Origin of the sequence: Bradyrhizobium stylosanthis (genome assembly GCF_001641335.1) — a bacterium.
Taxonomy (GTDB): Bacteria; Pseudomonadota; Alphaproteobacteria; order Rhizobiales; family Xanthobacteraceae; genus Bradyrhizobium; species Bradyrhizobium stylosanthis.
In genome coordinates, this window is the sequence record NZ_LVEM01000005.1 from 247,470 (window position 1) to 273,747 (window position 26,278).

The window sequence follows — 26,278 nt, forward strand, 5'->3', positions numbered from 1 at the left end:
GCAAGGACAGTGCGATCTCGAAATCGACTGCCGAGGACACGTGCGAGCCTGCGATTTCGCGCGCGGGCAGCGAATACCCGATAACCCCACATTCAGGAGCATCCCATGGCCGATGAGCCGAAACGTTTGACCCATGCGACGGGCGCGCCCGTCAGCGACAACCTCAACATCATGACCGCGGGGCGCCGCGGGCCAGCGCTGCTGCAGGACGTCTGGCTGATCGAGAAGCTGGCGCATTTCGATCGCGAGGTGATTCCGGAGCGACGCATGCACGCCAAGGGCTCCGGCGCCTTCGGCACCTTTACGGTGACCCACGACATCACCCGCTACACCAAGGCGAAGATCTTCTCAGGAATAGGCAAGCAGACGCCGATGTTCGCGCGGTTCTCGACCGTCGCCGGCGAGCGCGGCGCGGCCGACGCCGAGCGCGACATCCGCGGCTTTGCGCTGAAGTTCTACACCGAGGAGGGCAACTGGGACATGGTGGGCAACAACACCCCGGTGTTCTTTTTCCGCGATCCCCTGCGTTTCCCCGATCTCAATCACGCGATCAAGCGCGATCCGCGCACCGGCATGCGCAGCGCCGACAACAATTGGGATTTCTGGACGCTGCTGCCCGAGGCGCTGCATCAGGTCACCATCGTCATGAGCGAGCGCGGCATTCCCAGAAGCTACCGCCACATGCACGGCTTCAGCAGCCACACCTACAGCTTCATCAACGCAGCCAACGAGCGGACCTGGGTCAAGTTTCACTTCCGCACCCAGCAGGGTATCGAGAACCTCTCGGACGCCGAGGCCGAGACGCTGGTCGGCAAGGACCGCGAATCCCATCAACGCGATCTGTTCGGCAGCATCGAGCGGGGCGAATTCCCGCGCTGGACCCTGTTCGTGCAGGTCATGACCGACGAACAAGCCAGGGCGTTTGCGTTCAACCCGTTCGATCTGACCAAGGTCTGGCCCAAGGCGAGCTTCCCGTTGATCGAGGTCGGCTATTTCGAGCTGAACCGCAATCCCGAGAACGTCTTCGCCGAGGTCGAGCAGGCGTCCTTCTCGCCCGCCCATATCGTGCCCGGCATCGGCTTCTCGCCCGACAAGATGCTGCAGGCGCGCCTGTTCTCCTATGGCGACGCGGCGCGCTATCGCCTCGGCGTCAACCATCATCTGATTCCGGTCAACGCTTCGAAATGTCCGTATCACAGCTACCATCGCGACGGTGCGATGCGGACGGACGGCAATCTCGGCCGGACGCCGACCTATTTCCCGAACAGCCACGGCGAGTGGACCGACCAGCCGGATCTCAACGAGCCGCCGCTGGAGATCGACGGCGCGGCCGCCCATTGGGATCATCGCGTCGATGATGACCATTATCAGCAGCCCGGCGATCTGTTCCGCAAGATGAACGCGGCGCAGCGGCAGATCCTGTTCGACAACACGGCGCGCAGCGTCGGCGGCGCGGCGGTCCATATCCAGGAGCGGCACATCGCGAACTGCACGAAGGCCGACCCGGCCTATGGCGCCGGTGTCCGCAAGGCGTTGGAGCGCCTTGCCACGGTCCGCCCCGCATAGACCGCTTCGAGAGGGATCCCGGGAAGAGACGGGTTTCAGGCCCAAGGGCCCGAAGCACGTCCCTCCCGGGATCGCCATTTTGTCATGGGTCATCGTCTCGGTTTGCCCGGGACTCCGGCGCAAAAATTGCTAGAAGTGTGAGGCTTCCTTCCTTTGGCTGGCCCATCGTCAGGCCGCCTCATCGCGACATCCGGAGACCAGAATGCCTTTCGATTTGATCCTGCGTGGCGGGCGGGTCGTTGACCCCTCGCAGAAGCTCGATGCCGTGACGGATGTCGCCTTTTCGGGCGGCAAGGTCGCGGCGATCGGCACCGGGCTCAAGGCCGATCCCGGCACCGATGTGCGCGACGTTTCCAAATACATCGTGACGCCGGGGCTGATCGATCTGCACACCCATGTCTATTGGGGCGGCACGTCGCTCGGCATCGATGCCGAGGAATTCTGCCGCCTGTCCGGCGTCACCACCGCGGTCGACACCGGCAGCGCCGGCCCCGGAAATTTCGCGGGCTTCCGCAAGCACGTGATCGAGCCGAGCCAGGTCCGCATCCTGGCTTATCTGCACGTCTCGCATGCCGGCATCTTCGGCTTCTCGCACCGGATCATGGTCGGCGAGAGCGAGGAGCTCAGGCTGATGAATCCGATCGAGGCGGCCAAGGTGGCCGATGAAAACCGCGATCTCATCGTCGGCATCAAGGTGCGCGTCGGCCTGCATTCTTCGGGCACGTCAGGCGCCGTGCCGCTCGACATCGCGCTTGAGGTCGCGAACGAGGTCGGCATGCCCTTGATGGCGCATATCGACCATCCGCCGCCGAGCTACGAGGACGTGCTGGCGCGCCTGCGTCCCGGCGACGTGCTGACCCATGCGTTCCGTCCCTTCCCCAACACGCCGGCGACGGCGCAGGGCACGGTGAAGAAGGCGGTGCTGGACGCACGCGAGCGTGGCGTGCTGTTCGATATCGGCCACGGCAAGGGCTCGTTCGCGTTCAAGACCGCGCGCGCGATGCTCGCCAACGGATTCTATCCGGACACCATCTCGTCCGACATCCATCAGCTCTGTATCGACGGCCCCGCTTTCGACCAGGTGACGACCATGTCGAAGTTCCTGTGCATGGGCATGGAGCTGTCGGACGTGATCGCGGCTTCGACCGTGAACGCGGCGATGGCGCTGCGCCGGCCCGAACTCGGCAGTCTCAAGCCCGGCAGCGTCGGCGACGCCACGCTGATCAGCATCAAGCAGGGCCAGTTCGACTATGAGGATGTCGTCGGCGAGCACCTGATCGGCGATCGCAAGATCGCGTCCGAAGGCGTCGTCATCGGCGGCCGCTGGTGGCACCCGAATTGACGCAGCGCTAAGCCTGCTCGCGATAGAACTGCAGCAGGCGCGCGCCCGCCGGTGAGAGCCAATCGGGCGCGCCCATGATGTAGCCCTCGACGCGACCGCTGGCGCCGACCAGATAGGTGATGGGCATGCCGAGGATGGAAAACATCGCCTTGGATGCCTCAGCCGCGGCGCCATAGGCGTCGGCATAGCAGGCGAGGTCTTTCACGGCGAGCCCGCCGAGAAAGCTGCGGATCTTGCCCAGGTCCTTCGTGTCCGTGCAGATCGCGACGATGTCGAGCCGGTCGGGGCGCGAGGCTTTGAGGCTTGCGAGCGTCGGCAGATCAAGCTTGCAGGCCGCGCACCAGGTCGCCCAGAAGTTCACCAGCGTGATGCGGCCCGGCTTCGCCTCCACGACCGCATCGCGGCCGTGGAGGTCCTGAAGCCTGAGCTGCGGCATCGATGCGTGCGGCCGCACCAGCGTGAACTGGCTGCGGCCGGCCTCGAACACCGGCGGCCAGCTCTCCTGCGCGCGGGCGGCGTGCGGGACAGCGAGAGAGGCTGCCGCGGCCATCAGGATCGATCGCCGCGACATCGCAATACCTTCGCGCGCGTCGTCACGCATGGATATAGGCCCAGCCCTTCAGTTGCAGATCGACGACGCGACCGATCCCGAACGGGACGAGGTTCGCGCCCGATATCAGCGGGATCGAGATCTGCTCCTTGGCTTCGGCGATGGTCTTCGACGAGGCGCACATGCTGTAGGTGAGGTTGGGCACCGACTGCCGCAGCGTCGCCAGCGGTTCGACCAGCGGCGTCTTGTCTGCGCGGAAGACGTCGATGCCCTTGCCGTTGGCGACGACCTCGATCAGCAATCGCGCGCCCCGCTCGGCAAAATGCTTTGAGAGGTTGGCCGAGTAGCTGATCGCATGACCCATGACATAGGGCTCGTTGCTGTCGATCAGGATCACGACACCGTCGGCGAGACGATCCTCTTTGGCGGCGGCAGCGCCGCCGGCGGTGAGGATCGCGGTTCCGGCGAGCAGTCCCCTGCGGGACCATCCGTTGGCTGAGATCATGGCGGCGAGGCTCCAGCCGGGTCAGAACTGCCGCGCTGCGATCGGTGCCTTGCTGTTGCGTCCCCACAGCACGAACAGGCTGAGCGCGAGCAGGACGATGTTGAGCGGTGTCGTCGCCGCTTCGCCGCGCGAGAGATGGAAGGCGAATGCGAACACCTGCAGCACGGAGCAGCCCAGCGCGGCCAACACCGTCAGTCGCGGCAGGATCCGCGTCAGCGACGGCAGAAGAATGCCGATGCCACCGGCGAGATCGACCAGGGCGACGGAACGGACGAATGTTTCGGAATACTCCCCGGCAAATGGCATCATCGCGGCCAGCTGCGGAATCGGCGTGGTCAGCTTGACGAACCCGGCCGAGATGAAGACGAAGGCGAGGACGACCTGGGCGGCCCAGAGGCCGATGCGGAGGGCGCGGCCGGGGGTGGCGGTCTCGAAGGTGGTGGTGGACATGGTGGTTCTCCGGGATGTGAGGGTTGCCACCATTTGATGGTTTCTCCATTTTTGATCATTATATGTTCTGGGATAGGTTCATTTCCTGGGTGTTGATGATTTCATGGATTCTCTGGTCAGCATGAGGGTGTTTTGCCTGGTCGCCGAGCTGAAGAGCTTTGCGGCTGCGGCGCAGCGCCTGCGCATTTCGCCCGCCATGGCGAGCAAGCACGTGATGCAGCTCGAGAAGCGGCTGGGCACGCGGCTGCTCAACCGGACCAGCCGGCGCGTCAGCCTGAGCGAGAGCGGCACGCTCTATTTCGAGCAGACGCGGCAGATGCTGGATTCGCTCGACGAGGTCGAGGCCGCCGTCAGCCATGCGACGGTCGTTCCGCGCGGCACGCTGCGGCTGACCGCGCCGGTGTGGATGGCGAACACGATCTTCGCAAGCGTGCTGGCGGATTATCAGGCGCGATATCCGGATGTGCGCCTCGACGTCGATCTCAGCGGGCGGCTGGTCAACCTCGTGGAGGAGGGATTCGATCTCGCTTTGCGCGCGACCGCCGCGCCGGACGAAGCGCTGATCGCGCGCCCCATCACCAACGTTCCCTTCTACATGGTCGCCGCGCCGGCCTACCTCAAACGCGCGGGGCGCCCGGCCAGGATCGCCGACATCGCCGGCCATGCGCTGTTGCACTACGCGCTTTATCCCGGCGAGAGCTTTTCCTTCGAAGGCGAGAACGGCCCCGAGACGATCAAGCTCGACCCGGTGCTTCGCAGCGCCAACGAGACGCTGCTGCACATGGCCGCGCTCGAAGGCATGGGCCTCGCCTTCCTGCCGAAATGGCTGGTCGCCGCCGACATCGCCGCCGGGCGTCTCGAACACCTCATGCCGGACCACGTCGTCTTCGTCGGCAAGCTGTTCGCGGTCTATCCGAGCCGCAAATACCTCTCCGCGAAGGTCAGGACCTTCATCGACTTCGTCGCCGCCGACAAGCGGATGAGGTAGCGCCTGCGGACCGGGGCCCGTCAGTCGCGGCCCGCCTCCATGATCGCGTTGGCGATACGCGCCGGGTCGGTGAAGCAGAGTTCGTGGCTTCCCGGCAGCTGCACGAGTCGGAACAGGCCGAGCTTCTCCGACAGCCGCGGGTGCCAGGGATGGCTATGCGGCATCGCGATGTCCTCGGTGCAGTTGATGTAGGACTTGGCCAGCGGCATCTCCGCCGGATTGGTCTTGAGCGTGATTTTTTCGGTGATGGTCGCCAGCGGATGAGGGTTGAGCACGTCATAGGCGCGCTGCGCCGTCTCAAGATCGGCATCGTTGATGAAGGCTTCACGCCAGATCGGGAAGGGCAGCACCACCGAGCCGTCGCCGCGTTCGGCCGCGATCGCCTCGAACAGTCCGATAAAGTGCGGCGGCACCATGTCGGTGATGCCTTCGCCATTGTTGGGCACGAAGGCGTTCCAGTAGACGAGACGGCGGATGCGCTCGGGCGCGAGGTCGGCAACCCCGGTGATGACCATGCCGGCATAGGAATGACCGAGCAGGATGACGTCGTTGAGATTATTTTCGGCGAGGTAGTCGACGATCGACTGGATTGCCTCCTTTAGCCCGGTCGTCTTGGCATCACCCGGGCGGTTGCCTTTGATCGTCGGCAGGTAGACCTGATGGCCGGCGGCGCGGATCGGAGCCGCGACAGGCTCGAGCTCGGCACCGGTGTGCCAGGCGGCATGGACGAGAACGTAGGTCGACATTTTGTGGCTCCCCCGCGGGATGCGGTTCGGCCGACATGAATTGGGTCCTTTGCGGCGCTCGGAAGGCGCGTCGGGACAACTCTCGTTGTGCGAGATGTGAACGGGCACGCCGTCTTTTTTGGCCAGCCCCGCGCGCAATTGCGCACGAGGCCGCAACGACAGCTATTCCTGAGGAGGCCATGTCGCCTTGATCGTCGTTGCCCGACGCAGGACCAGCCCTGCAGCGAGCTGATCACAAGGATCTGGCGATCAACAGCTTCATGATCTCGTTGGTGCCGCCATAGATCTTCTGGATGCGGGAATCGATGAAGATGCGGGAGATCGGGTATTCCTGCATGTAGCCGTAGCCGCCGAACAACTGGAGGCATTCGTCGGCGGTCTGCACCTGCTTGTCCGAGCACCAGTATTTCGCCATTGACGCCGTGACGGTGTCGAGGTCCCCGGCGACCAGCCGCTCGATGCACCAGTCGACGAAGACGCGTGCGATCATCGCCTCGGTCTTGCGCTCGGCGAGCGTGAAGGCGGTGTTCTGAAAATCCAGCAGCGGCTTGCCGAACGCCTTGCGCTCCTTGGTGTAATCGACGGTGAGCTTGACCGCGCGCTCCATCGCGGCAACGGCGCCGACCGCGAGCGCGAGGCGTTCCTGCGGCAATTGCTGCATCAGCTGGACGAAGCCTTGGCCTTCCTCCTTGCCGAGCAGGTTTTCTGGCGGCACCGTGACGTTGTCGAAGAACAGCTCCGACGTATCGGAGGCGTGCAGGCCGATCTTGTCGAGGTTGCGCCCGCGCTTGTAACCGTCGGCACCTTCAGTTTCGACCACGATCAACGAAATGCCTTTTGCCCCGGCCTCTCCGGTGCGCGCGACCACGATGACGAGGTCGGCAGCCTGGCCGTTGGTAATGAAGGTCTTCTGGCCGTTGATGACGTAGGAATTGCCCTGCTTCTTGGCCGTGGTCTTGACGGCCTGCAGGTCCGAGCCGGTGCCGGGCTCGGTCATGGCGATGGCGCCGACCATCTCGCCCGAGGCCATCTTCGGCAGCCAGCGCTTCTTCTGCTCCTCCGAGCCGTAATTGAGGATGTAGTGTGCGACGATGGCGCTGTGCACGGAGACGCCGGTGGTCAGCTCCGGCACGGTGCTTTCGAGATCGTCCAGCACCGCGGCGTCATAGGCGAACGTGGCGCCGAGCCCGCCATATTCCTCCGGCACGCTCGCCAGCAGCGCGCCCATCTCGCCGAGCCCACGCCAGGCGAAGCGGTCGACCATCTTCTGCTCGCGCCATTTCTCGGCATGCGGCGCCAGGTCCTTGGCAAGATACTTCCGGAACTGGTCGCGGAAGACGTCGAGCTCTTCGGTCATCCAGGAGGAGCGGTAGGACATGGTTACCTCGGTTGATGCGCAGTTCCGGCTTGGTAAGCCAGGGCGGCGCGGCAATTATTGTGTTTTCAGGCTGCGCCGGTGACGCTACCAAGGCGGCCGTAACAGCATCTGTCGGGATGGCTGATTGTGACAACCAAAACTCAAGAGCTCAAGCTCGACATCGAGCGCATCGGCACGGTCTCGGCGATCCTGACGCAGCCGGACGGCGCGCGGGCCTGTTGCGTCCTGGCACATGGCGCCGGCGCCGACATGCGGCATGCGTTCATGGCGAAGACCGCAGAAGGTCTCGCGGATCGCGGCATCGCGACGTTCCGCTTCAATTTCCCCTACATGGAAGAGAAGAAGGGGCGCCCCGACCAACCCGCCGTCGCGCACGCTACCGTCCGCGCGGCCGTGGCGGAGGCAGCAAAGCTCTGTCCCGGCGTGCTGCTCGTCGCGGGCGGAAAATCGTTCGGCGGGCGCATGACCTCGCAGGCGCAGTCGAAGGCGCCGCTTCCGGGCGTGAAGGGATTAGCCTTCCTCGGCTTCCCCCTGCACGCCGCCAAGAAGCCGTCGTCCGAGCGCGCCGAGCACCTCGCCGGCATCGCCATCCCCATGCTGTTCCTGCAGGGAACGCGCGACGAGCTCGCCGATCTCGGCCATCTCAAGCCTGTGATCACCTCGCTCGGGGCCAAGGCAAGGCTGCATGAGGTCGAAGGCGGGGACCATTCGTTCGCGGTGCTGAAGAAGTCGGGTCGGACGAATGAAGAGGCTCTCACCGAAGTGCTCGATACGCTCGCGGCCTGGATCGACCAAATCGCCTGAGGCTCAGGCGGAATAGAGCCCCTTGTCGCGCGCCTTCTGGATCGCAAGCGCGGCGATCAGGTCGAGCGTCGGCGTGGACAGGCCGGCGGTGCGCGCGAAGGCGGCGGGCGCCTTTACCAGCACGTCGATCTCCATGGCTCGGCCAAGCTCGTAATCCTGCAGCAGCGACGGCTTGTGGTTGGGGGCGGGGCCGCTGCGCGTCACGCGTTTGACCTCGGGGATGAAGTGCTGGGCGATGTCGTTGGCCTCGTTCAGCATGCGCGGAATGACGTCGGCAAAGGCGGGGTCGTCGCGTACCCCGCGCGCGGTCTGGCCGGTGAGCAGGCACAGCACCGACAGCGACATGTTGGTCAGCAGCTTTGACCAGATCGCCTCACGGATCTCGGCCACCGGCGGCGATTCCAGCCGCGCGTCGTTGAGGGCATTGCGAAGCTTCGTGATGCGCTCGCAATTGCGGTCGTCGCATTCGCCGATCAGGAGGCGGTTGCGGTCCGGGGTGAGATTGTGAACCACGCCGGGCGCGGTCACTTCGTTGGACGAGAAGATGACGCCGCCGATGATGCGCTCCTTCGGAATGCAGGCGCGCAGACGTCCGCCGGGGTCGAGGAAGGAGATATCAGGCGGGGTCGGATGCCGCGGCGGCAGGCCGATGCCGTACCACCAGGGAATGCCGTTCTGGGCGAAGACGATGGCGGTATCGTCCTGCAGCAGCGGCTTGATGCTGGAGACCAGCCCGGTCAGCGCGGTCGCCTTCAGCGTGGAGATCACGACGTCCTGCGGGCCGAGCTGGGCCGGGTCGCCCGATGCGTTCACCTTGGCGGACACCTCGGAATCGCCGACGCGCAGCTTAAGGCCATTGGCGCGGACTGCCTCGAGATGCGCCCCCCGCATCACGCACGAGACGTCGTGGCCGGCGCGCGCCAGCCGTACCGCAATGTGGCTGCCGACGGCGCCCGCGCCGAAAATGCAGATGCGCATGTTGATCCCGTCCCTGTCCCTTGAATGCCGCCCGGCGGCAGCATGACACAAGCCGCCATGCGATGGGCGCGGCCGCCCCACGCTGGAAAGATATGGATCGGTATGCGTTCCCTCGGTCATAGTGCGCGGCAAGCAAGATGACCGGAGGATCGCCGATGACTGCCAGCCCCGTCCTGTGGACCCTCGATGAGCGTGGGGTTGCGACCGTCACGTTGAACCGGCCGGAGGTGAACAACGCTTATGACGGCGCCTTGATCGCGGGCGTGCTGGCGGCGATGGACGATCTCGGCAGCAAGCCGAACCTGCGCGTAGTCGTGCTCAGGGGCAACGGCAAGCATTTCCAGGCCGGCGCCGACCTCAAATGGATCAACGGCGTGCGGCCGCAATCGCCCGAGGCCAACGAGGCCGCCTCGCGCGCCACCTTCGAGGCCGTGCAGCGGCTCAACACGCTGCCGATCCCGACGGTTGCCCTGGTGCAGGGCGGCTGCTTCGGCGGCGGCACCGGCGTGATCGCGGCCTGCGATGTCGTGATTGCCGCGGACAATGCGCTGTTCTCCATCACCGAGGTGCGCTGGGGCCTGACCGCTGCGATCATCATCCCGCAGCTCTGCGACGCCATCGGCGTCCGGCAGGTCCGCCGCTACGCGCTGACAGGCGAGCGCTTCGGCGCCGAGGACGCCCGCCGCATCGGCCTTGTCCACGAGGTGGTGCCGCTGGCCGATCTCGAAGCCGCCGGCGCCAAGGTGGTCGCGCAGCTGCTGGCCAACGGGCCGGAGGCGATGGCCGAGACTAAGAAGCTCGCGCTGGAAAGCTCGTTCGGCGGCATGGCGGTGGACGATGCCGCCTACACGCGGCTCGTGCAGCTGCACTCGCTCAAGCGCCAGAGCGCGGAGGCGGCGGAGGGGCTGGCCTCGTTCGCCGAGAAACGGGCCGGGAATTGGGGCGGCGGCAGCTAGGCTGCTCGCTATTTCGACCGCAGCGATTGGCGGGTCTTCATGAGGGCAAAACCCAACAGGTTGAGCCCTGGCCAATAGTGCGGATCCCCGGCTCGCTTGTCGTCGGCGGCAAGACCGATGCCCCAGATGCTATCGACGGGGCTGGCTTCCACAATCACGCTATCGCCCGTCGCGAGCAACCAGTCTCCAAGCTCAGGGTTTTGGCCGAACTTCGCCAGATTGCCGCGCAGCACCACATCGAAGCGATGAGCGACCCAACGCTTATCGTCGTAGTTTTTCACCAACCGGCCGAGCTTCTTCGCCTGAGATGGACCAGGTGCAGCAAGGATGGCGTCGAGGGTGTCTCGATCCCCGAAGAGTTCGGCCTTCTGGGCCATCATGTAGTGCTCGGCGGTTGCATAAGCCCTGCCGTCTATGACGAAAGTCGCTGGCCACCACTGGCTGAGCACGTGCTTGTCGATTCTCTGATCACTCGGGGTGTGTCCCCAAAAGAAGAGAAACTCCGGAACCCACCCGGAGCTGATTGCGCTTTTCAGGGCATCGATCCCGTCGATTTGCATCCGGCCGGTCCTTCCGTCACCGCGGACTGTCAGCAGCCGCGGCAGATGTTGTTGATGCTGCGATAGACGGCGTCGTCGTCCTGCCGCATCTGACGCAGCGTTTCGAGCGTGTTGGTCTCGGCGGCCGGTGCAGCGGGCTTGCGCTTCGCCGCGAGCTCTTCTTCCTGCCGCCTGTAGCAGGCCTCGCGATCGGGCTTGGCCTGGATGAAGCGGCAGTTTTGCTCCACAGCTGCGGCGGGCGTGGCCGATATCGCGAGAGCGGCGAGGGCAGGCAGGGCAAATTTCATAAATTGAGAATCCATGGCGGCCCTTCTCTCAGGTTCGTCATTCCCGGGCAACCGTCTTGTGGCGGGCGTATCGCCCGGATGAGCGAAAGCGACATCGGGGGATGCCGCGGGCGGTCCCGCATATCGCTTCGCTCATGCGGGCTACGGCGCCGCACGGGGCGCTGCTTACAGCGACGACGCGAGTGACGTTTTCAGCAAGGTGAGGAGCGCCTGCACCGCCGCCGCGTTGCGTCGCCGCTCGGGGATTGCCGCCTTCACCCACAATTCCGGAATCGGAAAGTCGCGCAGCACGGGCTTCAGCCTGCCGTCGCGCAAGGCGTCCGCCACGAGGTAATGCGAGATCAGCGTGATGCCGTTGCCGGCGATGGCGCTGCGCGCCAGCACGAGGCCCTCGTTGGAGGAGAGCAGCGGGCTGACCTGGATGCTGATGCGGCCGCGCGGCCCGTCGAACACCCATTCCGGGCCAGTCGGCATGAAGCTGAGGCAGCGATGCTCGACGAGGTCGCGCGGATGCTTTGGGGTGCCGTGCTTTTTCAAGTAAGCGGGCGAAGCGCACAGCAGCCGCTTCAATGGACACAGCGGCTCGTCGACCACGCCGCCGAAGGAATGCGGGAAGGCGCCGATGGCGATGTCGAAGCCCTCCGCGACGGGATCGACCGGGCGATCGATCAGCACGATCTCCAGCTTCAGCCGCGGGTTCTGGGTCTGGAACGCGCTGAAGGCGTCGGCGAGCCGTGCCACCGTCAGCGAGGTCGGCGCCTTGATGCGCAGGTGATCGACGAGATCGTGGCCCTTCTCGCCCATGCGCGAGAGCAAATCGGTGGCATCGGTGACGACGCCGCGGGCGCGATGCACATAGCGCTGGCCGGCTTCGGTCAACCGCAATTGCCGGGTCGAGCGATGAAACAGCGGCGTGCCGATCCGTGCCTCCAGCTGCGTGACGCGTTTTGCCACCACCGAGGTCGAGACATTGAGTTTTCGTGCGGCCGCGGAGAACCCGGCCGCATCCGCCGTGGCGAGGAAGGCCTGGAGGTTCACGAGGATGTCCATTTTGACCTTTCTCGATTCGCGAAAGCTGATCGCGTATTTTGGTGGATTGTAGCCCGCCCCGCGTTAATTCATAGTCGCCTGCAAGCAAAGGAATTCCGGGAAGGGACGCGCCATGCGGGCCACGACGATCGACGAACCGGCACGGAAGGTGCCGCTCTACGGCGAGTATGAAGTCGTCGTCCTCGGCGGCGGTCCCGCCGGCATCATCGCGGCGGCATCGGCTGCGCGGGCGGGGCGGAAGACGCTGCTGATCGAACGCTACGGCTTTCTCGGCGGCATGGGCACCGCGGCCGGCGTCACCAATTTCTGCGGCCTGCACGGCAATGTCTACGGCAAGGCGCACCGGCTGGTGCAGGGCATGGCGTCCGAGCTCCTGGCGCGCATCGACCTGCTCAATGGTCTCAACACGCCGCACCTTATCCTCGGCAAGGTCTTCGCGCAGGCCTACGACACCGCGGCCTACAAGATCGCGGCCGATCAGCTGCTCGCCAGCCACAAGGTGCACATCCTCTTCCACGCCCTCGGCGCCGGCGTGGTGATGGCCGATGACAGCCGCATCGACGCGCTGCTGGTCGAGACCAAGGCCGGCCGGCAGGCGGTGCGCGCAGACATCTTCATCGATTGCTCCGGCGATGGCGATCTCGCCGTCTGGGCCGGCGCGCCCTTTGAGGTCGGCGACGAGCACGGCCATCCGCTTTACCCATCCATGATGCTTCGTCTCAACGGCATCGATCCGGAGAAGGCCGGCGATGCCTGGCGCACCATCCCGCAATTGATGGAGAAGGCCGCGGCCGCCGGCACCCACACCTTCCCGCGCAAGAGCGCGATCGTGCGGCCGCAGAAATCCGGCATCGAATGGCGGGTGAACTTCACGCAGGTGGCGCGCGAGGACGGCCATGCCATCAACGGCATCGAGCCCGACGACCTCACCCGCGGCGAGATCGAGGGCCGCAAGCAGGCGCTTGCCGCGTACGAGTTTTTGCGCAGCAGCGTGCCGGGCTTTGAGAAGTCCTACATCGTCGACCTGCCGCCGCAGCTCGGCATCCGCGAGACCCGCCGCATCAAGGGCGGCTACCAGCTCAGCGGCGAGGACGTGCTGGGCTGCGCCTCGTTCGAGGATTCCATCGGCGTCAATGGCTGGCCGATCGAGGCCCATGTTCCCGGCGATGTCGTCTTCACCTTCCCGCCGATCCCGGAATCGCGCGGCTATAACGAGCTGCCTTACCGGATGCTGGTGCCCGAGGGGGTCGACAATCTCCTCGTCGCCGGCCGCTGCGCCTCGATGACCCATGAGGGCCAGTCGGCGGCGCGGGTCTCCGGTGCCTGTTTCGTGATGGGCGAGGCGGCCGGTTCCGCCGCCGCATTGGCGCTCTCCGGAAACCACATTCCGCGTGAAATCCCCATTGAAAAATTGCAGGAAACGTTGAAACAACAGGGCGCCTTCATCGGGCGGGACCAGGCGGTGCCCGAGGGCCTGTAACGGACTGCAAAGAGAACGACGGCGGAGGAAACGGGATGATCGGGATGGTGCGGCTCGCACTTGCGGGCCTGGTGGCGATCATGGCGATGGGCACGGCGCGCGCCGAGGACGCGCTGAAGGCCAAGGTCGGCGTGCTCCGCCTGTCGTCCTCTGCGCCTGTTTTCATCGCGCAGGACAAGGGCTACTTCCGCGAGGCCGGCCTGGAGGTCGAGCTGAAATTCTTTGACGCGGCGCAGCCGATCGCGGTCGCGACGACCTCGGGCGACGTCGATTTCGGCGTCACCGCCTTCACCGCGGGGCTCTACAATCTCGCCGGCAAGGGCACGCTGAAGGTGATCGGCGGCATGAGCCGCGAAAAGCCCGGCTATCCCCTGATCGGCTATTTCGCCAGCAACAACGCCTATGCCGCCGGCCTGAAGACGCCGAAGGACCTTGCGGGCAAGCGCGTGGCGATGACGCAGGTCGGGTCGAGCTTTCACTATTCGCTCGGCCTGCTCGCCGACAAATACGGCTTCAAGCTCGCGGACGTGAAGATCGTGCCGCTGCAATCGCTGTCGAACGCGGCTGCCGCGCTCAAGGGCGAGACCGTCGATGCCGCGCTTCTCCCCATCTCCACCGCGCGAAAGCTGATGGACGAGGGCGGCGCGAAATTCCTGGGCTGGGTCGGCGACGAGACGCCGTGGCAGCTCGGCGCGGTGTTCGCCTCGCCGAAGACGCTGACCAACAAGGCGCTGGTGACGAAATTCCTCGGCGTCCTCGCCAAAGCCGACCGCGAATATCACGACGTCATCCTGGCCTCCATGAAGGATGGCGTCGCCCCGATCAACGACAAGACAAAGCCGCTGCTGGAGATCATCGCGAAGTACACCAATCTGCCGGTCGAGCAGGTGGTCGGCAACTGCGCCTATATCGATCCCGACGGCAAGCTCGACGTGAAGAACGTCGACAACCAGATCAAATGGCTGCAGGAGCAGGGCTTCGCCGACAAGGGTTTTGATGCGGAGGCGATCATCGCCAAGGATTATGTGAAGGCGGATTGATTGATGTTGCGCGCTTCGCTCTCTCTCCGTCATCCCCGCGCAACGGCGAAGCCGTTGTCGCTGGAGGTGCGAGTAGCGCAGTGCATCCGCATTGCGCTGCGAGCCTCGAAGGATGTGCGGCCCGGATGCAGCGAGGCTGTCGCTGCTGCCAGGCCCTCAGCGTCGTCCCGGCGAAGGCCGGGACCCATAACCACCGAATTGAATTTGGCGAAGACAGGCAATGACAACTTTGCGCCACAACTGCCACTCGGCGTATGGGTCCCGGCCCCCCGTGCGCAATTGCGCACTAGGCCGGGACGACACTGAGGCCGTGAGATGGACCTGATCGCCAGCCACATCACCCACCGCTTCGGCGATCTCGCCGTGCTCGACGACGTCTCCTTCACCGTCGGCGCGGGCGAGGTGGTGGCGATCGTCGGTCCCTCCGGCTGCGGCAAGAGCACGCTGCTGTCCATACTGGGTGGCCTGTTGCAGCCCACCTCGGGCGCGCCCGAGCTGCGCGGGGCGCCGCCGGCGGACAGCCTCAATCCGCTCACCTTCGTGTTCCAGGATTTTGCACTGCTGCCCTGGGCCACGGTGGAGGAGAATGTCGAATTCCCGCTGCTGCACACCCAGCTCTCGGCCGCGCAGCGCCGCGCGCTGGTCGACGATGCCCTGCGCCGCACCGGCCTGACCGACTTCCGCAAGACCTATCCGAAGCAGCTCTCCGGCGGCATGCGCCAGCGCGTCGGCATTTCGCGCGCGCTTGCAGTGAAGCCCGCGATCCTGCTGATGGATGAGCCGCTCTCGGCGCTGGATTCGCAGACGCGCGAGCTGCTGATGGAGGATTTCGTCCGCCTGCTCGCCGATGGCGGCATGGGCGCGGTTTATGTCACGCATAATCTCGAAGAGGCCGCGCGGCTCGCCGATCGCATCGTGGTGCTGTCGCGGCGGCCCGGGCGCATCCGCGAGGTCGTGACCGTGCCGATGACGCGCGCGGCGCGCGGCGAGGCGGCAGCGCGCGAAAAGCTGCTCGCGCTGCAGAACCAGATCTGGTCGCTGATCCGCAACGAGGCGATCGACGCCGAGCGCGAGGTCCAGCATGCTTGATCGCGCGCCAGGCGATGTGACGTCGAAGGACGACACCACCCGCCGCGTCCGCTTTCGCGGCGCCGGCTTCGTGCCGGCCTCGAGCCGTTTCGGCGGCTGGATCGCGCTCGCCCTCGTCATCGCGATCTGGCAGGCGGCAGGAAGCGCCGGCCTCGTCAATGCGTTGTTCCTGCCGACGCCGTCGGCGATCGCGCGCGCGCTCTACGAGCTCGCGATCTCGGGCGCGCTGTGGCAGCATCTGTCCGCTTCGCTGCTGCGCATCGGTGTCGGCTGGATCCTCGGAACCGCGGCCGGGGTCACGGTCGGTTTCGCGATCGGCCTGTCCAGGCTGGCGCGCAGCGTCGGCATCACCTTCATTTCGGCGCTGTTTCCGATCCCGAAGATCGCGCTGCTGCCGCTCTTGATCCTCTGGCTCGGGATCGGCGAGGAGCCGAAGATCGCGACCATTGCGCTCGGCGTGTTCTTCTCGACCGCGATCTCGGTCTATAGCGGCGTCGATGCGGTGCCGCGGAATCTCATCCGCATGGCGCAGAGCTTCAACGTTCCCTTCGCCACCATCGTGCGCAAGGTGATCTGGCCCGGCGCGCTGCCCGCAATCCTCGCCGGCTTCCGCATTACGGCGTCGGTGGCTCTGCTGCTCGTCGTCAGCGCCGAGATGATCGGCGCCCAATACGGCATCGGCGCCTTCGTGCTCCAGGCCGGCAATCTGATGCAGACCGATCAGCTGCTCGCGGGCGTCGTGATCCTGTCGGTGTTTGGCCTCGCGGTCGGCAAGGTGATCGGCTGGCTGGAGACGCGGCTGCTGCACTGGCGGTAGCCACGACCCAAGTCGTCATGCCCGGGCTTGTCCCGGGCATCCACGTTCTTGGTGCGGTAGGTGAGGCGTGGATGGCCGGGTCAAGCCCGGCCATGACGAAGGATAGACCGGTGCCTCACGCGTTCCCGCGATCCTCGCGAAACAAATCCAGCTTCTGCTGCACCGGCCGGTCCGAGAAGCTGAACAGCACGGCATCGTCGTCCGCCTCGTGCGTCACCCAGTGCCAGCTCGGCACCACGAACAGGTCGCGCGGGCCCCATTCGAACACGGCCTCGCCAATGCGGCTGCGGCCGCGGCCTTCGATCGGGCAAAACACCGTCGCATCGGTCGAACGGTAACGCGCGGTCTTGAAACCCTTCGGCAGGAGCTGGATGAAGGTGCCGATGGTCGGCATGGCGAAATCGCCGGTCTCGGGGTTGCTGAACTTCAGCTTCAGCCCGTGGCAGGCGTCCCACTCCTGGCTCGTGCGCGCCTTCTCCAGCGCTTCGCGGGTGTAGGCATAGGGATAGCTGAAGATCGGCGAGGTCTTCGACGATCGCTTCACGTCGACCGGCAGAAGATTGTGCCCGTAGCGCGCAAAGCTGTCGCCGGCGGGCCTCGTGATCTTCTGCTGGTCCTCTTTCGAGCCTTCCGCGAAGGAGCAGTCGAAGAACTGCACCAGGGGAATGTCGAGGCCGTCGAGCCAGAACATCGGCTGGTCGGTCTCGTTGGAATGATCGTGCCAGGTCATCGACGGCGTGATGATGAAATCGCCAGGCTCCATCGCGGTGCGCTCGCCGTCGACAGCGGTATGGGCACCCTTGCCCTCGAGCACGAAGCGCAGCGCCGACTGGCTGTGCCGGTGTGCGGGCGCGACGTCGCCGGGCACCACCATCTGCACGCCGGCATAGAGCGAGGTCGTGATTTTCGATTGTCCGCGCAGGCCGGGGTTCTCCAGCACCAGCACGCGGCGCTCGGCCTCCTTGGCCGTGATCAGCTTGCCGGCCTCCGTCATGTAGTCGCGGATGATGTCGAACTTCCAGAGGTGCGGCCGGCAGGCGCTCCGCGGCTCCGGCGTGATCAGATCGCTCATCACCGTCCACAGCGCGGTGAGATTCTCGCCGTCGATCTTCTTGTAGAAGGCCTCGCGTTCCGGCGTCTTGGTCACGGCTTCCATGGCGGCGCTCCCGTTCGTTTTGTTGATTGACAGTATACTGACGATCTAGGTAGCGTCAACATTCGCAGCCGCTGGTTGCCGTCATTCCGGGGCGATGCGATAGCATCGAACCCGAGGTTCCGGGTTCTTGCTTCGCGAGCCCCGGAACGACAGAACAATGGGAGGGTCTCGATGAAGCTGCACGGCTATTTCCGCTCCAGCGCCGCCTACCGCGTGCGGATCGCGCTGAACCTCAAGGGTCTCGGTGCCGAGCACCTGCCGCATCACCTGCGCAAGGGCGAGCAATGCGCGCCCGCCTATCTCGCCATCAATCCGCAGGGCCTGGTGCCGGCGCTGGAGGACGGGGAAACGGTTCTGACCCAATCGGTCGCCATCATCGAATGGCTCGACGAGACCCATCCCAATCCGCCATTGCTGCCCAGGGATCCGCTGCGCCGCGCCAAGGTGCGCGCATTCGCGCTCGCGATCGCCTGCGACACCCATCCGGTGCAGAATCTGAAGGTGCTGGCGCGGCTGCGCGAGCTCGGCCTCGCCGAGGAGAAGGTCCAGGACTGGGCCGCCTGGGTCAACCGCGAGGGCCTGTCGGCCTGCGAGACGCTGATCAGGGGCGAGCCGGGTCCGTTCTGTTTCGGCGATGCGCCGACGCTCGCCGATCTCTGCCTGGTGCCGCAGCTTGCCAATGCGCGCCGCTTCGGGGTCGATGTGTCGGCCTATCCGCGCCTGCTCAAGGCGGAGGCGGCCGCCAAGGCGCTGCCGGCCTTTGCCAATGCCGCACCGGAGAAGCAGCCCGATGCCGAGTAAGCCTGCCGCTCCGATCACGATCGACGCGGTCTATGCCGCGCCGGGCTATCTGTTCCGGCGCATGCAGCAGATCGCCGTCTCGATCTTCATGGAGGAGTGCAAGGCGTTCGACCTCACGCCGGTGCAATATGCCGCGCTGATCGCGATCCACACCCATCCCGGCATCGATGCGACGCGGCTCTCGGCCGTGATCGCCTTCGACCGCTCCACGCTCGGCAGCGTGATCGAGCGTCTCCAGGCCAAGGACTATATCGAGCGCAAGCCGGCACCCGAGGACAAGCGGATCAAGCTGCTCTATCTGACGAAATCAGGCGCGGCGATCCTGCGCGAGATCATCCCCGCCGTCGAGCACGCCCAGGCCCGCATGCTGGAGCCGCTCAAGCCCGCCGACCGCAAGGCGCTGATGGGACTGCTGACGCAGCTCGTCGACCTCAACAACGAGGCCTCGCGCGTGCCGCTGCGCGCCGAGGATGCGCTGGAGCATCTGGGGAAGGGCGGGTGAGGGGGAGTGGGGCGTTGCGCGCGCCACATTCTCAGTGTCGTCCCGGCGAAGGCCGGGACCCATAACCACTGGGAGTAGTTTTGCGAAGACAGGCAATGACCATCCTGCGCAACAACGACTGCCGCGGCGTATGGGTCCCGGCTTTCGCCGGGACGACAGTAAGGGGGCCGCACCTCATCGCCTCAGCAGCGGTCTCGTAGGGTGGGCAAAGGCGCGAAGCGCCGTGCCCACGATCTCTCTCCCAATAGGCAATGGTGGGCACGCTTCGCTTTGCCCACCCTACGACTTCCGAACGTGTGGTGCGGCCTCGGGCTACATCCTTAGCAGCGCCTGCCTGTCGATCTTCCCCGTGCCGGTCTTCGGCAGCTCGTCGATGAAGATTACCTCGCGCGGGTATTTGTACGGCAGCAGCTTGCCCTTGACGTAGTCCTGCAAGCGCCGGGTCGCCTCGCTTTGGTCGGCCGCGCGGTTGTTCATCACCACCACCGCCTTCAGCGTCATGCGGCGGTCCGGCAACTCGGCGGCGAACACGGCGCATTCGCGGATATCGGGGTGGTCGGCGAGGCAGAGCTCGACCTCGAGCGGGTAGACCCACTGGCCGGAGATCTTGATGAGATCGTCGGCGCGGCCGCGGAAGAAGTGGAAGCCTTCGGCATCGCGGACGAAGCGGTCGCCGGTGTAGATCCAGCCGCCCTCGCGAATGGTCTCGGCCGATTTGTCCGGCCGGTTCCAGTACAGCGGCGTGTTGGAATCACCGCGCACCCACAAGATGCCTTCCTCGTTGTCGCCGACGTCGCGTCCGTCCTTGTCGCGCAGCGCGACCTCGTAGCCGGGCACGCGCAGGCCCGCGGCGCCGAGCTTCTTCCGCTCGGGACGGTTGGAGAGATAGATGTGCAGCACCTCGGTCGAGCCGAGGCCTTCGACGATCTCCAGGCCCGTGAGCGTCTTCCAGCCGTTGAAGACTTCGGCCGAAAGCACTTCGGCCGCGGAAAGCGCCATGCGCAGCGAGGAGAAATTCGTCCTGTCCGCGCCCTCCGCCTTGGTCAGCGACGTGTAGAGCGTCGGCAGGCCGAAGAACACCGTCGGCTTGTATTGCTCGATCGCGGCGAAGATCGTGGCCGGCTTCGGCTGGCCCGGCAGCAGCAGCGTGGTTGCACCGGCCGAGAACGGGAAGGTGACGGAATTGCCGAAGCCATAGGCGAAGAAGATCTTCGGCACCGAGAAGCAGATGTCGCCGGGCGCCAGCTTCAGGATGTTCTGCGCAAAGGCGATCTCGCTATAGGCCATGTCGTGCTGGAGATGCACGATGCCCTTGGGCCGGCCGGTCGAGCCGGACGAATACATCCAGAACGCCATCTCGTTGCGGTTGGTGGGCGCTTCAGCGAGTTCGGCCGAAAATTGCGCGAGCCAGCTCGCCGCCGCGACCGCGGCAGGCGCGGCGTGCTGGCCGACCGCGCCATTGACGACGACCAGCGTCTGCAGCTGCGTGTCCTTGCACGCCTCCGCGTTGAAGCGCGCGCAGAATTCGGCCTCGGCGACCGCGACGGCAGCGCCGGAATCGGCGAGATAGAATTGCAGCAGGTCCGGCGGCGTCAGCGTGTTGATCAGCAGCGGCACGAAGCCGGCGCGCACCGCGCCGAAGAACGCGGCGGGGTAGGCCGGGGTGTCGTCGAGGAACAGCAGCACGCGGTCGCCGCGCTTCAGCCCCAGCGAGGTGAAGGCATTGCCCCAGCGGCAGGCGTCCGCGCAGAGCTCCGCATAGGTGCGCGTGCCCGCGGGGCCGATGAGCGCGAGCTTGTCGCCGCGGCCCTGCGCCAGATTGTCGAACAGTACGCGGCTGGCATTGTAGGCTTGCGGAACGGCAAAGCCGATCTCACGCGCGCCCGTGCTGTCGGCGGGCACCTGGTCACGAATCTCGTTGCTCATGCGGTGGCCTCGTCGGCCGCATCCCCGCCGTCGCCTGCACCGTTCTTGGCGGCCTCGTAGCGCGCCATGAAGGCCGGTGACATGTGGCGCAGCCGTGAATCGTCGATGCGGCCGGAGCGCGTGATGTAGCTGTAGGCGAAATCGAGCAAATTCATCTGCATGTGCTGGGCGAAGTGCTCGTACCAGAACGCGCTGGTGCGGGCCGCATTGATGAGCTTTTGCACCACCGGCTTTCGCTCGGCCTGGTAGCGAAGCAGTGCAGTGGTCAGATGTGCGTCCGATTCCAGCGCCTTGACCAGCGCGATCGCGTCCTCGATTGCAAGCCGCGTGCCGGAGCCGATCGAGAAATGTGCCGAGTGCAGGGCATCGCCGATCAACACCATGTTCTTGAACGACCAGTGCTCGTTCCAGACCCAGGGGAAATTGCGCCAGACCGATTTGTTGGAGACGAGGCAATGGCCGCCGAGCGTGTCGGCAAACACTTCCTCGCAGACGCCCTTGGACTGCTCGACGTCCTTGTAGGCGAAGCCATAGGCCTGCCAGGTCGCGTGATCGCATTCGACCAGGAAAGTGCTCATGGTCGGCGAGTAGCGGTAGTGGTGGGCGTTGAAGGCGCCGCGGTCGGTCTTCACGAAGGTCTGCGACAGCGTGTCGAAGCGCTTCGACGTACCGTACCAGACGAACTTGTTGGAGGAATAGGACAGCGAGGTGCCGAAATCGCCCTCATAGGCGCGGCGCACCAGCGAGTTCAGACCGTCGGCGGCGACGATCAGGTCGTGACCATTGAGCTGGTCGATGGCGTGGATCGGCGTATCGAAGCGCGGCGTGACGCCGGCGTCGAGCGCGCGCTGCTGCAGGAATCTCAACAGCTCGAGCCGTCCGATCGAGGAGAAGCCGACGCCGTCGATGGCGACGCTGTCGCCGCCGAGGTTCAGCGTGATGTTCTCCCAGCTCTCCATATGCGGGGCGATCGCATCGACCGTCTCGGGGTCGTCGGTGCGCAGGAATTCCAGGGCCTGGTCGGAGAACACAACGCCAAAGCCCCAGGTCGCGTCGGCCGGGTTCTGTTCGAACAGGTCGACTTGATCCTCGGGGTGACGCTTCTTCCAGAGATAGGCGAAGTAGAGCCCACCGGGCCCCCCGCCAATCACGGCGATCCGCAACGTCTGCCTCCCTAATTGACAGTATACTTACTATCTAGGGGTAGACTAATGTGCTCCGGCCTGCCGCGCCAGCGGAATTATCGCTAGGGCACGGCACGCCAAAGCTCACTCTCCGGACACGCGTTCGAGGCGTGCCCGAAATCGTCAGGCGTGAATCATAGCCAAACCGCGCCGGATTGACCACCCACCGGTCAGACGCAGCGCTTCACGTAGACGCCGTTCACCAGCACCCTGGTGCAGCGGACCATTGGAACCGGCTTGCGGACGACGACGGCTGCGTTCGGCCCGGCGCAACCGGCGCGATAGACGCCGCGGGCGCACACAACCGCATTGGCGTCGGTGGCCTCGAACGTCATGGTCGCGGCGAAGGCGAGGAGAGCGGAAGCGATAAGCAGCAGTGAACGCATGTAGTCCTCCCGGTCTTGTGGTGATTGAAATCGGCTTTGTAAAAGGTTTGTCGCTGCAGGCGCGCGAAAATTCATTCGCGCGCCTCGTCATGGCCACGCGTCCGGGCGCGTGATGGTGCCCCGCCTTATTGCGCCGCGAACGGAGCGAGCACGTCCTTGCACGCCGGCGACAGCGACGCGGCGTTGTTGGAGATGCATTGGATGATGCGGCCGCCGCCGGGCGCGACACCGGCGCAGAGCGAGCGGACGTCGGCGCCGCAGGCGGAGCGGACGATGAACAGCTCTTCGCGCGGCCGCAACGGGCGCAGCACGATGACCGCCGGCGCCGCGGCGGGCGCCGCCGCTGCAGCCGGTGCGGCACCAGCAGCAGCAGGCGCGGCGGCTGCCGCACCGCCGCCCATTGCCGCAGTCACGGCCTTGGCGCAGCCCGCCGACACCTTCGCCTTGTTCTTCTCAAGGCATTCGAGCGCGGGCGCGCCGCCCGGCGGCACACCGGCGCAGACCTTGGGATAGTCGCCGCGGCAGGCGCTCTTGATCGCGGAGACCTGGGCAGAGCTCGGCGGCCTGGGTGCTGCAGCTTTCGGAGCGGCGGCAGCCGCCGGTTTGGCTGCGGGTTCGGCGGCGGGCGCCGCTTCCGTTTTTGCAGGCTCAGATTTGGCAGGCTCGGATTTGGCCGGCGCCGCTTCGGTCTTCGGTGCAGAGGCCGGCTCGACCGCGCGAACCGCGGCCTGGCATCCCGACGACAGGCTGGACATGTTCTTGGCGAGGCATTGGAACGCCTCGACGCCGCCGGGCGTCACGCTCGAGCAATGCGCCATGAAGTCCGAACGGCACGCGGACCGGATGGCGCTCTTCTGGGCTTCGGTCGGCGATTGCGCCAAGGCTCCTGTTGCAGTTGCGAAGAGTGCTGCCGCGAGCAACGCCGTGCGCGTTGATGCATGTTTCAACGTGTTGAACATTGGGGTGAATTCCTGCCCTGTCGGTAACGCCGACGATTTATTAAAAGTGATGCAAACAATCGTCGCGGGTGATGCCGCGTGCGGCATCATTGGCCGCTTCAGCCTCTACCGCAAGTAGATATTGCCGCTTCAATTGCGACGTAACTGAGAGCACGGCCCGGATCCGGAGAGCCGCGTGAGCGGAAAGTGCGCAGCGGCTTTCCCTCGCGACAAACGCGAAACGCGTTGGCGCGGAAGTCATGCTCGAACAAGCGATATGCGCTAGAGCTTCACCATGCGCTTGCCGCGGTTCTCGCCGGCGAGCAATCCGATCAGCGCTTTCGGCGTGTTCTCGAGACCGTCGATGATGTCTTCCTGCACCTTCAGCTTGCCGGATTTCACCCAGCCTTGCAGATCGGCGAGCGCGCGCTGGCTGTCCTTCATGTAGTCCATCACGATGAAGCCCTGCATCACGAGCCGCTTCACCACGATCAGCCCGGGCACGCCGCGCGGGCCGTGCGCGGAGGGCGCGCCGTCATATTGCGAGATCGCACCGCAGCAGGCGATGCGGCCGTAATTGTTCATCTGTGGCAGGCAGGCTTCCAGAATGTCGCCGCCGACATTGTCGAAATAGACGTCGATCCCCTTGGGCGCCGCCGCGCGCAGCGCCTTGAACACGGCGCCGTCCTTGTAGTCGACGGCGGCATCGAAGCCGAGCTCGGAGGTCAGCCAGTTGCACTTGTCGGCGCCGCCGGCGATGCCGATGACGCGGCATCCCTTGATCTTGGCGATCTGGCCGACGATCGAGCCGACCGATCCCGCGGCCGCCGAGACCACGACGGTCTCGCCCTCCTTGGGCTTGCCGACCTCCAGCAAGCCGAAATAGGCGGTGAGGCCGGCGATGCCGAACACGCTGAGCAGGTGCGTCATCGGCTCGAGCTTCGGCATCTTGGTCAGATGCTTTGCCGGCACCGCGGCAAACTCCTGCCAGCCGGTGTCGCCGAACACGATGTCGCCAGCAGCCAGGCCCGGTGCCTTTGAGCTCACGACCTCGGCAATGGCGCCGCCGGCCATCACGCTGTTCGCCTCGACGGCCGAACGGTAGGTCGCGCCGTGCATCCACGCCCGGTTGGCGGCATCGAGCGAGATGTAACGCACGCGCAGCAAGGCCTCGCCGTCCTTCGGCTCCGGCATCGCGCCCTCGACCATTCCAAAATGTTCAGGACCGAGCTTGCCGCTGGGCTTTTCCACCAGCAGAATCTGGCGATTGGTACTGCTGCTCATGGCGTTCCCCTCTTCGCTAATTTGACGATTATTGATGCAGCTGCCGCAAAGGAAGCGTGCAAGCCGCATTCGTTGTGCGCTGCATGAAGGCTAGATCGCGCGTCCTCGTTTCGCAACGGGAACATTGCGCCGTCGCAAGCGCACGCAAAGCGTGTTGCGTGATCGTCATATCTGCGACATCATGAAGCGGCCGGTGTAGTGGGGGTCTTTCAATGTCGAACAGGTTTACACAATACATCCTGGCCGCGATGGTGCTGGGCATCATCATGGGCTCGGCGATCTACAACTTCCTGCCCGATACCCGCGGTGAGTGGGCCTCCGCCATCAACCTGATCGCCATGATGTTCCTGCGCCTGATCAAGATGATCATCGCGCCCCTGGTGTTCGCGACCCTGGTCGGCGGCATCGCCCATATGGGATCGGGCTCCAAGCTCGGACGCATCTTCGCCAAGACCATGGGCTGGTTCATCAGCGCCTCCTTCGTCTCGCTGCTGCTCGGCCTCGTGATGGTGAACCTGCTGCAGCCCGGCGCGAACTTCCCGGGTACGCTGCCCCAGGCGGGACAATCGACCGGCCTGCCGGTGTCGGCGTTCTCGATCGAGAAATTCCTCACCCATCTGATCCCGACCTCGATCGCGGACGCGATGGCGCAGAACGAGATCCTGCAGATCGTGATCTTCGCGGTGTTCTTCTCGGTCGCGATGGGCTCCATGCCCGAACGTTCGAAGCCGATCCTGGCGATGATCGACGACGTCGGCCACATCATGCTCAAGGTCACGAGCTACGTGATGCTGTTCGCGCCGCTCGCGGTCTGGGCCGCCATCACCGCGACGGTCGCCAAGAACGGTCTCGCCGTGCTCTGGAAGCTCATCGTCTTCATGGGCGGCTTCTATCTCTCGCTGGCGATCCTGTGGGGGATACTGGTGATCGTCGGCTTCGTCGTCATCGGGCCGCGCTATAGCCATCTGCTGAAGCTGGTCCGCGAACCCCTGATGATCGCGTTCTCGACCGCGAGCTCGGAGGCGGCCTATCCGAAGACGCTCGAGGCGCTCAACCGCTTCGGCGCCTCGTCGCGGATCTCGAGCTTCGTGCTGCCGCTCGGCTATTCCTTCAACCTCGACGGCACGATGATGTACTGCACCTTCGCGGCCATCTTCATCGCGCAGAGCTATCACATCGACATGTCGCTCGGCACCCAGCTCGCGATGCTGGCGACCTTGATGATCACCTCGAAGGGCGTCGCCGGCGTGCCGCGCGCCTCCCTCGTCGTGATCGCCTCGACGCTGGCGCAGTTCAACATCCCCGAGGCCGGACTGCTCATGATCATGGGCATCGACACCTTCCTCGACATGGGCCGCAGCGCCACCAACGTGATCGGCAACACGCTGGCGACCTCGGTCGTGGCGAAGTGGGAAGGCGAGCTCGGGCCCGAGCATGAGATGGGACCGGGCGACGCCGTGCCCGGCGACTTGGTGCCGGGCGAAGTGCCTGCCATGGCCGGCCATGGTTAGGAGC

General features: G+C 65.3%; 28 protein-coding genes. 13 read left to right on the forward strand and 15 right to left on the reverse strand.

The window, feature by feature from the left end; translation table 11 throughout:
• Positions 1–105 precede the first annotated feature (105 nt).
• Positions 106–1,566, forward strand: a complete 1,461-nt coding sequence (locus tag A7X65_RS32430; RefSeq protein ID WP_063692976.1) for a catalase — start codon at positions 106–108, stop codon at positions 1,564–1,566.
• A 202-nt stretch (positions 1,567–1,768) separates the two neighbouring features.
• Positions 1,769–2,908, forward strand: a complete 1,140-nt coding sequence (locus A7X65_RS32435; RefSeq protein ID WP_063692978.1) for an amidohydrolase/deacetylase family metallohydrolase — start codon at positions 1,769–1,771, stop codon at positions 2,906–2,908.
• Between the two features lie 7 nt (positions 2,909–2,915).
• Here A7X65_RS32435 and A7X65_RS32440 read toward each other — a convergent pair whose 3' ends face one another.
• The 3 genes from A7X65_RS32440 to A7X65_RS32450 are packed head-to-tail and all read right to left on the reverse strand — an operon-like array spanning position 2,916 to position 4,413.
• Complete coding sequence (locus A7X65_RS32440) at positions 2,916–3,509, reverse strand: TlpA family protein disulfide reductase (RefSeq protein ID WP_063692980.1); 594 nt, start codon at positions 3,507–3,509, stop codon at positions 2,916–2,918.
• Positions 3,502–3,963, reverse strand: coding sequence for a DsrE family protein (locus A7X65_RS32445; RefSeq protein WP_063692982.1), 462 nt, complete (start codon positions 3,961–3,963; stop codon positions 3,502–3,504). Before A7X65_RS32445 ends, A7X65_RS32440 begins: the two co-directional genes overlap by 8 nt.
• A 21-nt stretch (positions 3,964–3,984) precedes the next feature.
• Positions 3,985–4,413, reverse strand: a complete 429-nt coding sequence (locus A7X65_RS32450; RefSeq protein WP_063692988.1) for a DoxX family protein — start codon at positions 4,411–4,413, stop codon at positions 3,985–3,987.
• 103 nt (positions 4,414–4,516) lie between these two features.
• Here A7X65_RS32450 and A7X65_RS32455 point away from each other — a divergent pair, with 103 nt between their 5' ends.
• Entirely contained in the window at positions 4,517–5,401 is an 885-nt protein-coding gene (locus A7X65_RS32455; protein ID WP_063692990.1) for a LysR family transcriptional regulator, read from the forward strand.
• Positions 5,402–5,421: 20 nt separating this feature from the next.
• Here the strand turns inward: A7X65_RS32455 and A7X65_RS32460 are convergent, their stop codons facing one another.
• On the reverse strand, positions 5,422–6,147 hold the full coding sequence (locus tag A7X65_RS32460; protein WP_063692991.1) for an alpha/beta fold hydrolase: 726 nt from the start codon (positions 6,145–6,147) through the stop codon (positions 5,422–5,424).
• A gap of 232 nt (positions 6,148–6,379) precedes the next feature.
• Positions 6,380–7,525: an acyl-CoA dehydrogenase family protein gene (locus A7X65_RS32465; protein WP_063692993.1), complete on the reverse strand. Its 1,146-nt coding sequence runs from the start codon at positions 7,523–7,525 to the stop codon at positions 6,380–6,382.
• Between the two features lie 126 nt (positions 7,526–7,651).
• Here A7X65_RS32465 and A7X65_RS32470 point away from each other — a divergent pair, with 126 nt between their 5' ends.
• The gene (locus A7X65_RS32470; RefSeq protein ID WP_063692995.1) at positions 7,652–8,329 is read left to right on the forward strand and encodes an alpha/beta hydrolase family protein; all 678 of its coding nucleotides are present in this window, start codon (positions 7,652–7,654) and stop codon (positions 8,327–8,329) included.
• A gap of 3 nt (positions 8,330–8,332) precedes the next feature.
• Here A7X65_RS32470 and A7X65_RS32475 read toward each other — a convergent pair whose 3' ends face one another.
• On the reverse strand, positions 8,333–9,307 hold the full coding sequence (locus A7X65_RS32475) for a ketopantoate reductase family protein (protein WP_063692997.1): 975 nt from the start codon (positions 9,305–9,307) through the stop codon (positions 8,333–8,335).
• 155 nt (positions 9,308–9,462) lie between these two features.
• On the opposite strand from A7X65_RS32475, the gene A7X65_RS32480 reads away from it, so the two are divergent.
• A complete protein-coding gene (locus A7X65_RS32480; RefSeq protein ID WP_063692999.1) occupies positions 9,463–10,263 on the forward strand; it encodes an enoyl-CoA hydratase-related protein in 801 nt (266 codons plus the stop codon).
• A gap of 8 nt (positions 10,264–10,271) precedes the next feature.
• Here the strand turns inward: A7X65_RS32480 and ybiA are convergent, their stop codons facing one another.
• The 3 genes from ybiA to A7X65_RS32495 form a co-directional block, all read right to left on the reverse strand.
• Positions 10,272–10,823 carry a riboflavin biosynthesis intermediates N-glycosidase gene (ybiA, locus tag A7X65_RS32485; RefSeq protein ID WP_063693001.1) on the reverse strand — a complete coding sequence of 184 codons (552 nt, stop codon included), beginning with the start codon at positions 10,821–10,823 and terminating at the stop codon, positions 10,272–10,274.
• A gap of 29 nt (positions 10,824–10,852) precedes the next feature.
• A complete protein-coding gene (locus tag A7X65_RS32490; RefSeq protein ID WP_063693003.1) occupies positions 10,853–11,110 on the reverse strand; it encodes a hypothetical protein in 258 nt (85 codons plus the stop codon).
• Positions 11,111–11,275: 165 nt separating this feature from the next.
• Positions 11,276–12,160 (reverse strand): LysR family transcriptional regulator, encoded by an 885-nt coding sequence (locus A7X65_RS32495; protein WP_063693006.1) that lies wholly within the window; start codon positions 12,158–12,160, stop codon positions 11,276–11,278.
• 112 nt (positions 12,161–12,272) lie between these two features.
• On the opposite strand from A7X65_RS32495, the gene A7X65_RS32500 reads away from it, so the two are divergent.
• The 4 genes from A7X65_RS32500 (at position 12,273) to A7X65_RS32515 (ending at position 16,586) form a co-directional block, all read left to right on the forward strand.
• Entirely contained in the window at positions 12,273–13,640 is a 1,368-nt protein-coding gene (locus A7X65_RS32500; RefSeq protein WP_063693008.1) for an FAD-dependent oxidoreductase, read from the forward strand.
• A 35-nt stretch (positions 13,641–13,675) separates the two neighbouring features.
• A complete protein-coding gene (locus A7X65_RS32505; RefSeq protein ID WP_063693010.1) occupies positions 13,676–14,680 on the forward strand; it encodes an ABC transporter substrate-binding protein in 1,005 nt (334 codons plus the stop codon).
• Positions 14,681–14,995: 315 nt separating this feature from the next.
• A complete protein-coding gene (locus tag A7X65_RS32510; protein WP_063693012.1) occupies positions 14,996–15,769 on the forward strand; it encodes an ABC transporter ATP-binding protein in 774 nt (257 codons plus the stop codon).
• Positions 15,762–16,586 carry an ABC transporter permease gene (locus A7X65_RS32515; RefSeq protein WP_063693014.1) on the forward strand — a complete coding sequence of 275 codons (825 nt, stop codon included), beginning with the start codon at positions 15,762–15,764 and terminating at the stop codon, positions 16,584–16,586. The genes A7X65_RS32510 and A7X65_RS32515 overlap by 8 nt, the downstream gene beginning before the upstream one ends.
• Positions 16,587–16,701: 115 nt before the next feature.
• Here the strand turns inward: A7X65_RS32515 and gtdA are convergent, their stop codons facing one another.
• A complete protein-coding gene (gene gtdA, locus A7X65_RS32520; RefSeq protein WP_063693016.1) occupies positions 16,702–17,742 on the reverse strand; it encodes a gentisate 1,2-dioxygenase in 1,041 nt (346 codons plus the stop codon).
• A 171-nt stretch (positions 17,743–17,913) separates the two neighbouring features.
• Here gtdA and maiA point away from each other — a divergent pair, with 171 nt between their 5' ends.
• Together maiA and A7X65_RS32530 are read left to right on the forward strand one after the other, a co-directional pair.
• Positions 17,914–18,543, forward strand: coding sequence for a maleylacetoacetate isomerase (gene maiA, locus A7X65_RS32525; RefSeq protein WP_063693018.1), 630 nt, complete (start codon positions 17,914–17,916; stop codon positions 18,541–18,543).
• Positions 18,533–19,045: a MarR family winged helix-turn-helix transcriptional regulator gene (locus A7X65_RS32530; RefSeq protein WP_063693020.1), complete on the forward strand. Its 513-nt coding sequence runs from the start codon at positions 18,533–18,535 to the stop codon at positions 19,043–19,045. Before maiA ends, A7X65_RS32530 begins: the two co-directional genes overlap by 11 nt.
• A gap of 312 nt (positions 19,046–19,357) precedes the next feature.
• Here the strand turns inward: A7X65_RS32530 and A7X65_RS32535 are convergent, their stop codons facing one another.
• The 4 genes from A7X65_RS32535 to A7X65_RS32550 form a co-directional block, all read right to left on the reverse strand.
• The gene (locus A7X65_RS32535) at positions 19,358–20,971 is read right to left on the reverse strand and encodes a benzoate-CoA ligase family protein (RefSeq protein WP_063693022.1); all 1,614 of its coding nucleotides are present in this window, start codon (positions 20,969–20,971) and stop codon (positions 19,358–19,360) included.
• On the reverse strand, positions 20,968–22,134 hold the full coding sequence (locus A7X65_RS32540; RefSeq protein WP_063693023.1) for an FAD-dependent monooxygenase: 1,167 nt from the start codon (positions 22,132–22,134) through the stop codon (positions 20,968–20,970). Before A7X65_RS32540 ends, A7X65_RS32535 begins: the two co-directional genes overlap by 4 nt.
• A 191-nt stretch (positions 22,135–22,325) precedes the next feature.
• A complete protein-coding gene (locus tag A7X65_RS32545) occupies positions 22,326–22,541 on the reverse strand; it encodes a hypothetical protein (protein ID WP_063693025.1) in 216 nt (71 codons plus the stop codon).
• A gap of 125 nt (positions 22,542–22,666) precedes the next feature.
• The gene (locus A7X65_RS32550; protein ID WP_245324007.1) at positions 22,667–23,359 is read right to left on the reverse strand and encodes a cysteine rich repeat-containing protein; all 693 of its coding nucleotides are present in this window, start codon (positions 23,357–23,359) and stop codon (positions 22,667–22,669) included.
• Between A7X65_RS32550 and A7X65_RS43375 the strand changes: the two genes are divergently transcribed.
• A complete protein-coding gene (locus A7X65_RS43375; protein WP_245324009.1) occupies positions 23,358–23,618 on the forward strand; it encodes a hypothetical protein in 261 nt (86 codons plus the stop codon). The two genes, A7X65_RS32550 and A7X65_RS43375, sit on opposite strands and share 2 nt — an antisense overlap.
• 143 nt (positions 23,619–23,761) lie before the next feature.
• Here A7X65_RS43375 and A7X65_RS32555 read toward each other — a convergent pair whose 3' ends face one another.
• The gene (locus A7X65_RS32555; RefSeq protein ID WP_063693030.1) at positions 23,762–24,763 is read right to left on the reverse strand and encodes an NADP-dependent oxidoreductase; all 1,002 of its coding nucleotides are present in this window, start codon (positions 24,761–24,763) and stop codon (positions 23,762–23,764) included.
• Between the two features lie 212 nt (positions 24,764–24,975).
• On the opposite strand from A7X65_RS32555, the gene A7X65_RS32560 reads away from it, so the two are divergent.
• Positions 24,976–26,274 (forward strand): dicarboxylate/amino acid:cation symporter, encoded by a 1,299-nt coding sequence (locus A7X65_RS32560; protein ID WP_063693032.1) that lies wholly within the window; start codon positions 24,976–24,978, stop codon positions 26,272–26,274.
• The last annotated feature ends 4 nt before the right edge of the window (positions 26,275–26,278 follow it).

Bases quoted from the DNA above. Each gene is read 5' to 3' on its own strand.
- A7X65_RS32530 (WP_063693020.1), top strand. From the start codon at position 18,533: ATGCCGAGTAAGCCTGCCGCTCCGATCACGATCGACGCGGTCTATGCC.
- A7X65_RS32555 (WP_063693030.1), bottom strand. From the start codon at position 24,763: ATGAGCAGCAGTACCAATCGCCAGATTCTGCTGGTGGAAAAGCCCAGC.
- A7X65_RS43375 (WP_245324009.1), top strand. From the start codon at position 23,358: ATGAAGTCCGAACGGCACGCGGACCGGATGGCGCTCTTCTGGGCTTCG.
- A7X65_RS32450 (WP_063692988.1), bottom strand. From the start codon at position 4,413: ATGTCCACCACCACCTTCGAGACCGCCACCCCCGGCCGCGCCCTCCGC.
- A7X65_RS32430 (WP_063692976.1), top strand. From the start codon at position 106: ATGGCCGATGAGCCGAAACGTTTGACCCATGCGACGGGCGCGCCCGTC.
- A7X65_RS32535 (WP_063693022.1), bottom strand. From the start codon at position 20,971: ATGAGCAACGAGATTCGTGACCAGGTGCCCGCCGACAGCACGGGCGCG.
- A7X65_RS32550 (WP_245324007.1), bottom strand. From the start codon at position 23,359: ATGGCGCATTGCTCGAGCGTGACGCCCGGCGGCGTCGAGGCGTTCCAA.
- A7X65_RS32495 (WP_063693006.1), bottom strand. From the start codon at position 12,160: ATGGACATCCTCGTGAACCTCCAGGCCTTCCTCGCCACGGCGGATGCG.
- A7X65_RS32435 (WP_063692978.1), top strand. From the start codon at position 1,769: ATGCCTTTCGATTTGATCCTGCGTGGCGGGCGGGTCGTTGACCCCTCG.
- A7X65_RS32500 (WP_063693008.1), top strand. From the start codon at position 12,273: ATGCGGGCCACGACGATCGACGAACCGGCACGGAAGGTGCCGCTCTAC.
- A7X65_RS32455 (WP_063692990.1), top strand. From the start codon at position 4,517: ATGGATTCTCTGGTCAGCATGAGGGTGTTTTGCCTGGTCGCCGAGCTG.
- A7X65_RS32490 (WP_063693003.1), bottom strand. From the start codon at position 11,110: ATGAAATTTGCCCTGCCTGCCCTCGCCGCTCTCGCGATATCGGCCACG.
- A7X65_RS32515 (WP_063693014.1), top strand. From the start codon at position 15,762: ATGCTTGATCGCGCGCCAGGCGATGTGACGTCGAAGGACGACACCACC.
- ybiA (WP_063693001.1), bottom strand. From the start codon at position 10,823: ATGCAAATCGACGGGATCGATGCCCTGAAAAGCGCAATCAGCTCCGGG.
- A7X65_RS32545 (WP_063693025.1), bottom strand. From the start codon at position 22,541: ATGCGTTCACTGCTGCTTATCGCTTCCGCTCTCCTCGCCTTCGCCGCG.
- A7X65_RS32510 (WP_063693012.1), top strand. From the start codon at position 14,996: ATGGACCTGATCGCCAGCCACATCACCCACCGCTTCGGCGATCTCGCC.
- A7X65_RS32475 (WP_063692997.1), bottom strand. From the start codon at position 9,307: ATGCGCATCTGCATTTTCGGCGCGGGCGCCGTCGGCAGCCACATTGCG.
- A7X65_RS32480 (WP_063692999.1), top strand. From the start codon at position 9,463: ATGACTGCCAGCCCCGTCCTGTGGACCCTCGATGAGCGTGGGGTTGCG.
- gtdA (WP_063693016.1), bottom strand. From the start codon at position 17,742: ATGGAAGCCGTGACCAAGACGCCGGAACGCGAGGCCTTCTACAAGAAG.
- A7X65_RS32445 (WP_063692982.1), bottom strand. From the start codon at position 3,963: ATGATCTCAGCCAACGGATGGTCCCGCAGGGGACTGCTCGCCGGAACC.
- A7X65_RS32560 (WP_063693032.1), top strand. From the start codon at position 24,976: ATGTCGAACAGGTTTACACAATACATCCTGGCCGCGATGGTGCTGGGC.
- A7X65_RS32505 (WP_063693010.1), top strand. From the start codon at position 13,676: ATGATCGGGATGGTGCGGCTCGCACTTGCGGGCCTGGTGGCGATCATG.
- A7X65_RS32465 (WP_063692993.1), bottom strand. From the start codon at position 7,525: ATGTCCTACCGCTCCTCCTGGATGACCGAAGAGCTCGACGTCTTCCGC.
- A7X65_RS32460 (WP_063692991.1), bottom strand. From the start codon at position 6,147: ATGTCGACCTACGTTCTCGTCCATGCCGCCTGGCACACCGGTGCCGAG.
- maiA (WP_063693018.1), top strand. From the start codon at position 17,914: ATGAAGCTGCACGGCTATTTCCGCTCCAGCGCCGCCTACCGCGTGCGG.
- A7X65_RS32440 (WP_063692980.1), bottom strand. From the start codon at position 3,509: ATGCGTGACGACGCGCGCGAAGGTATTGCGATGTCGCGGCGATCGATC.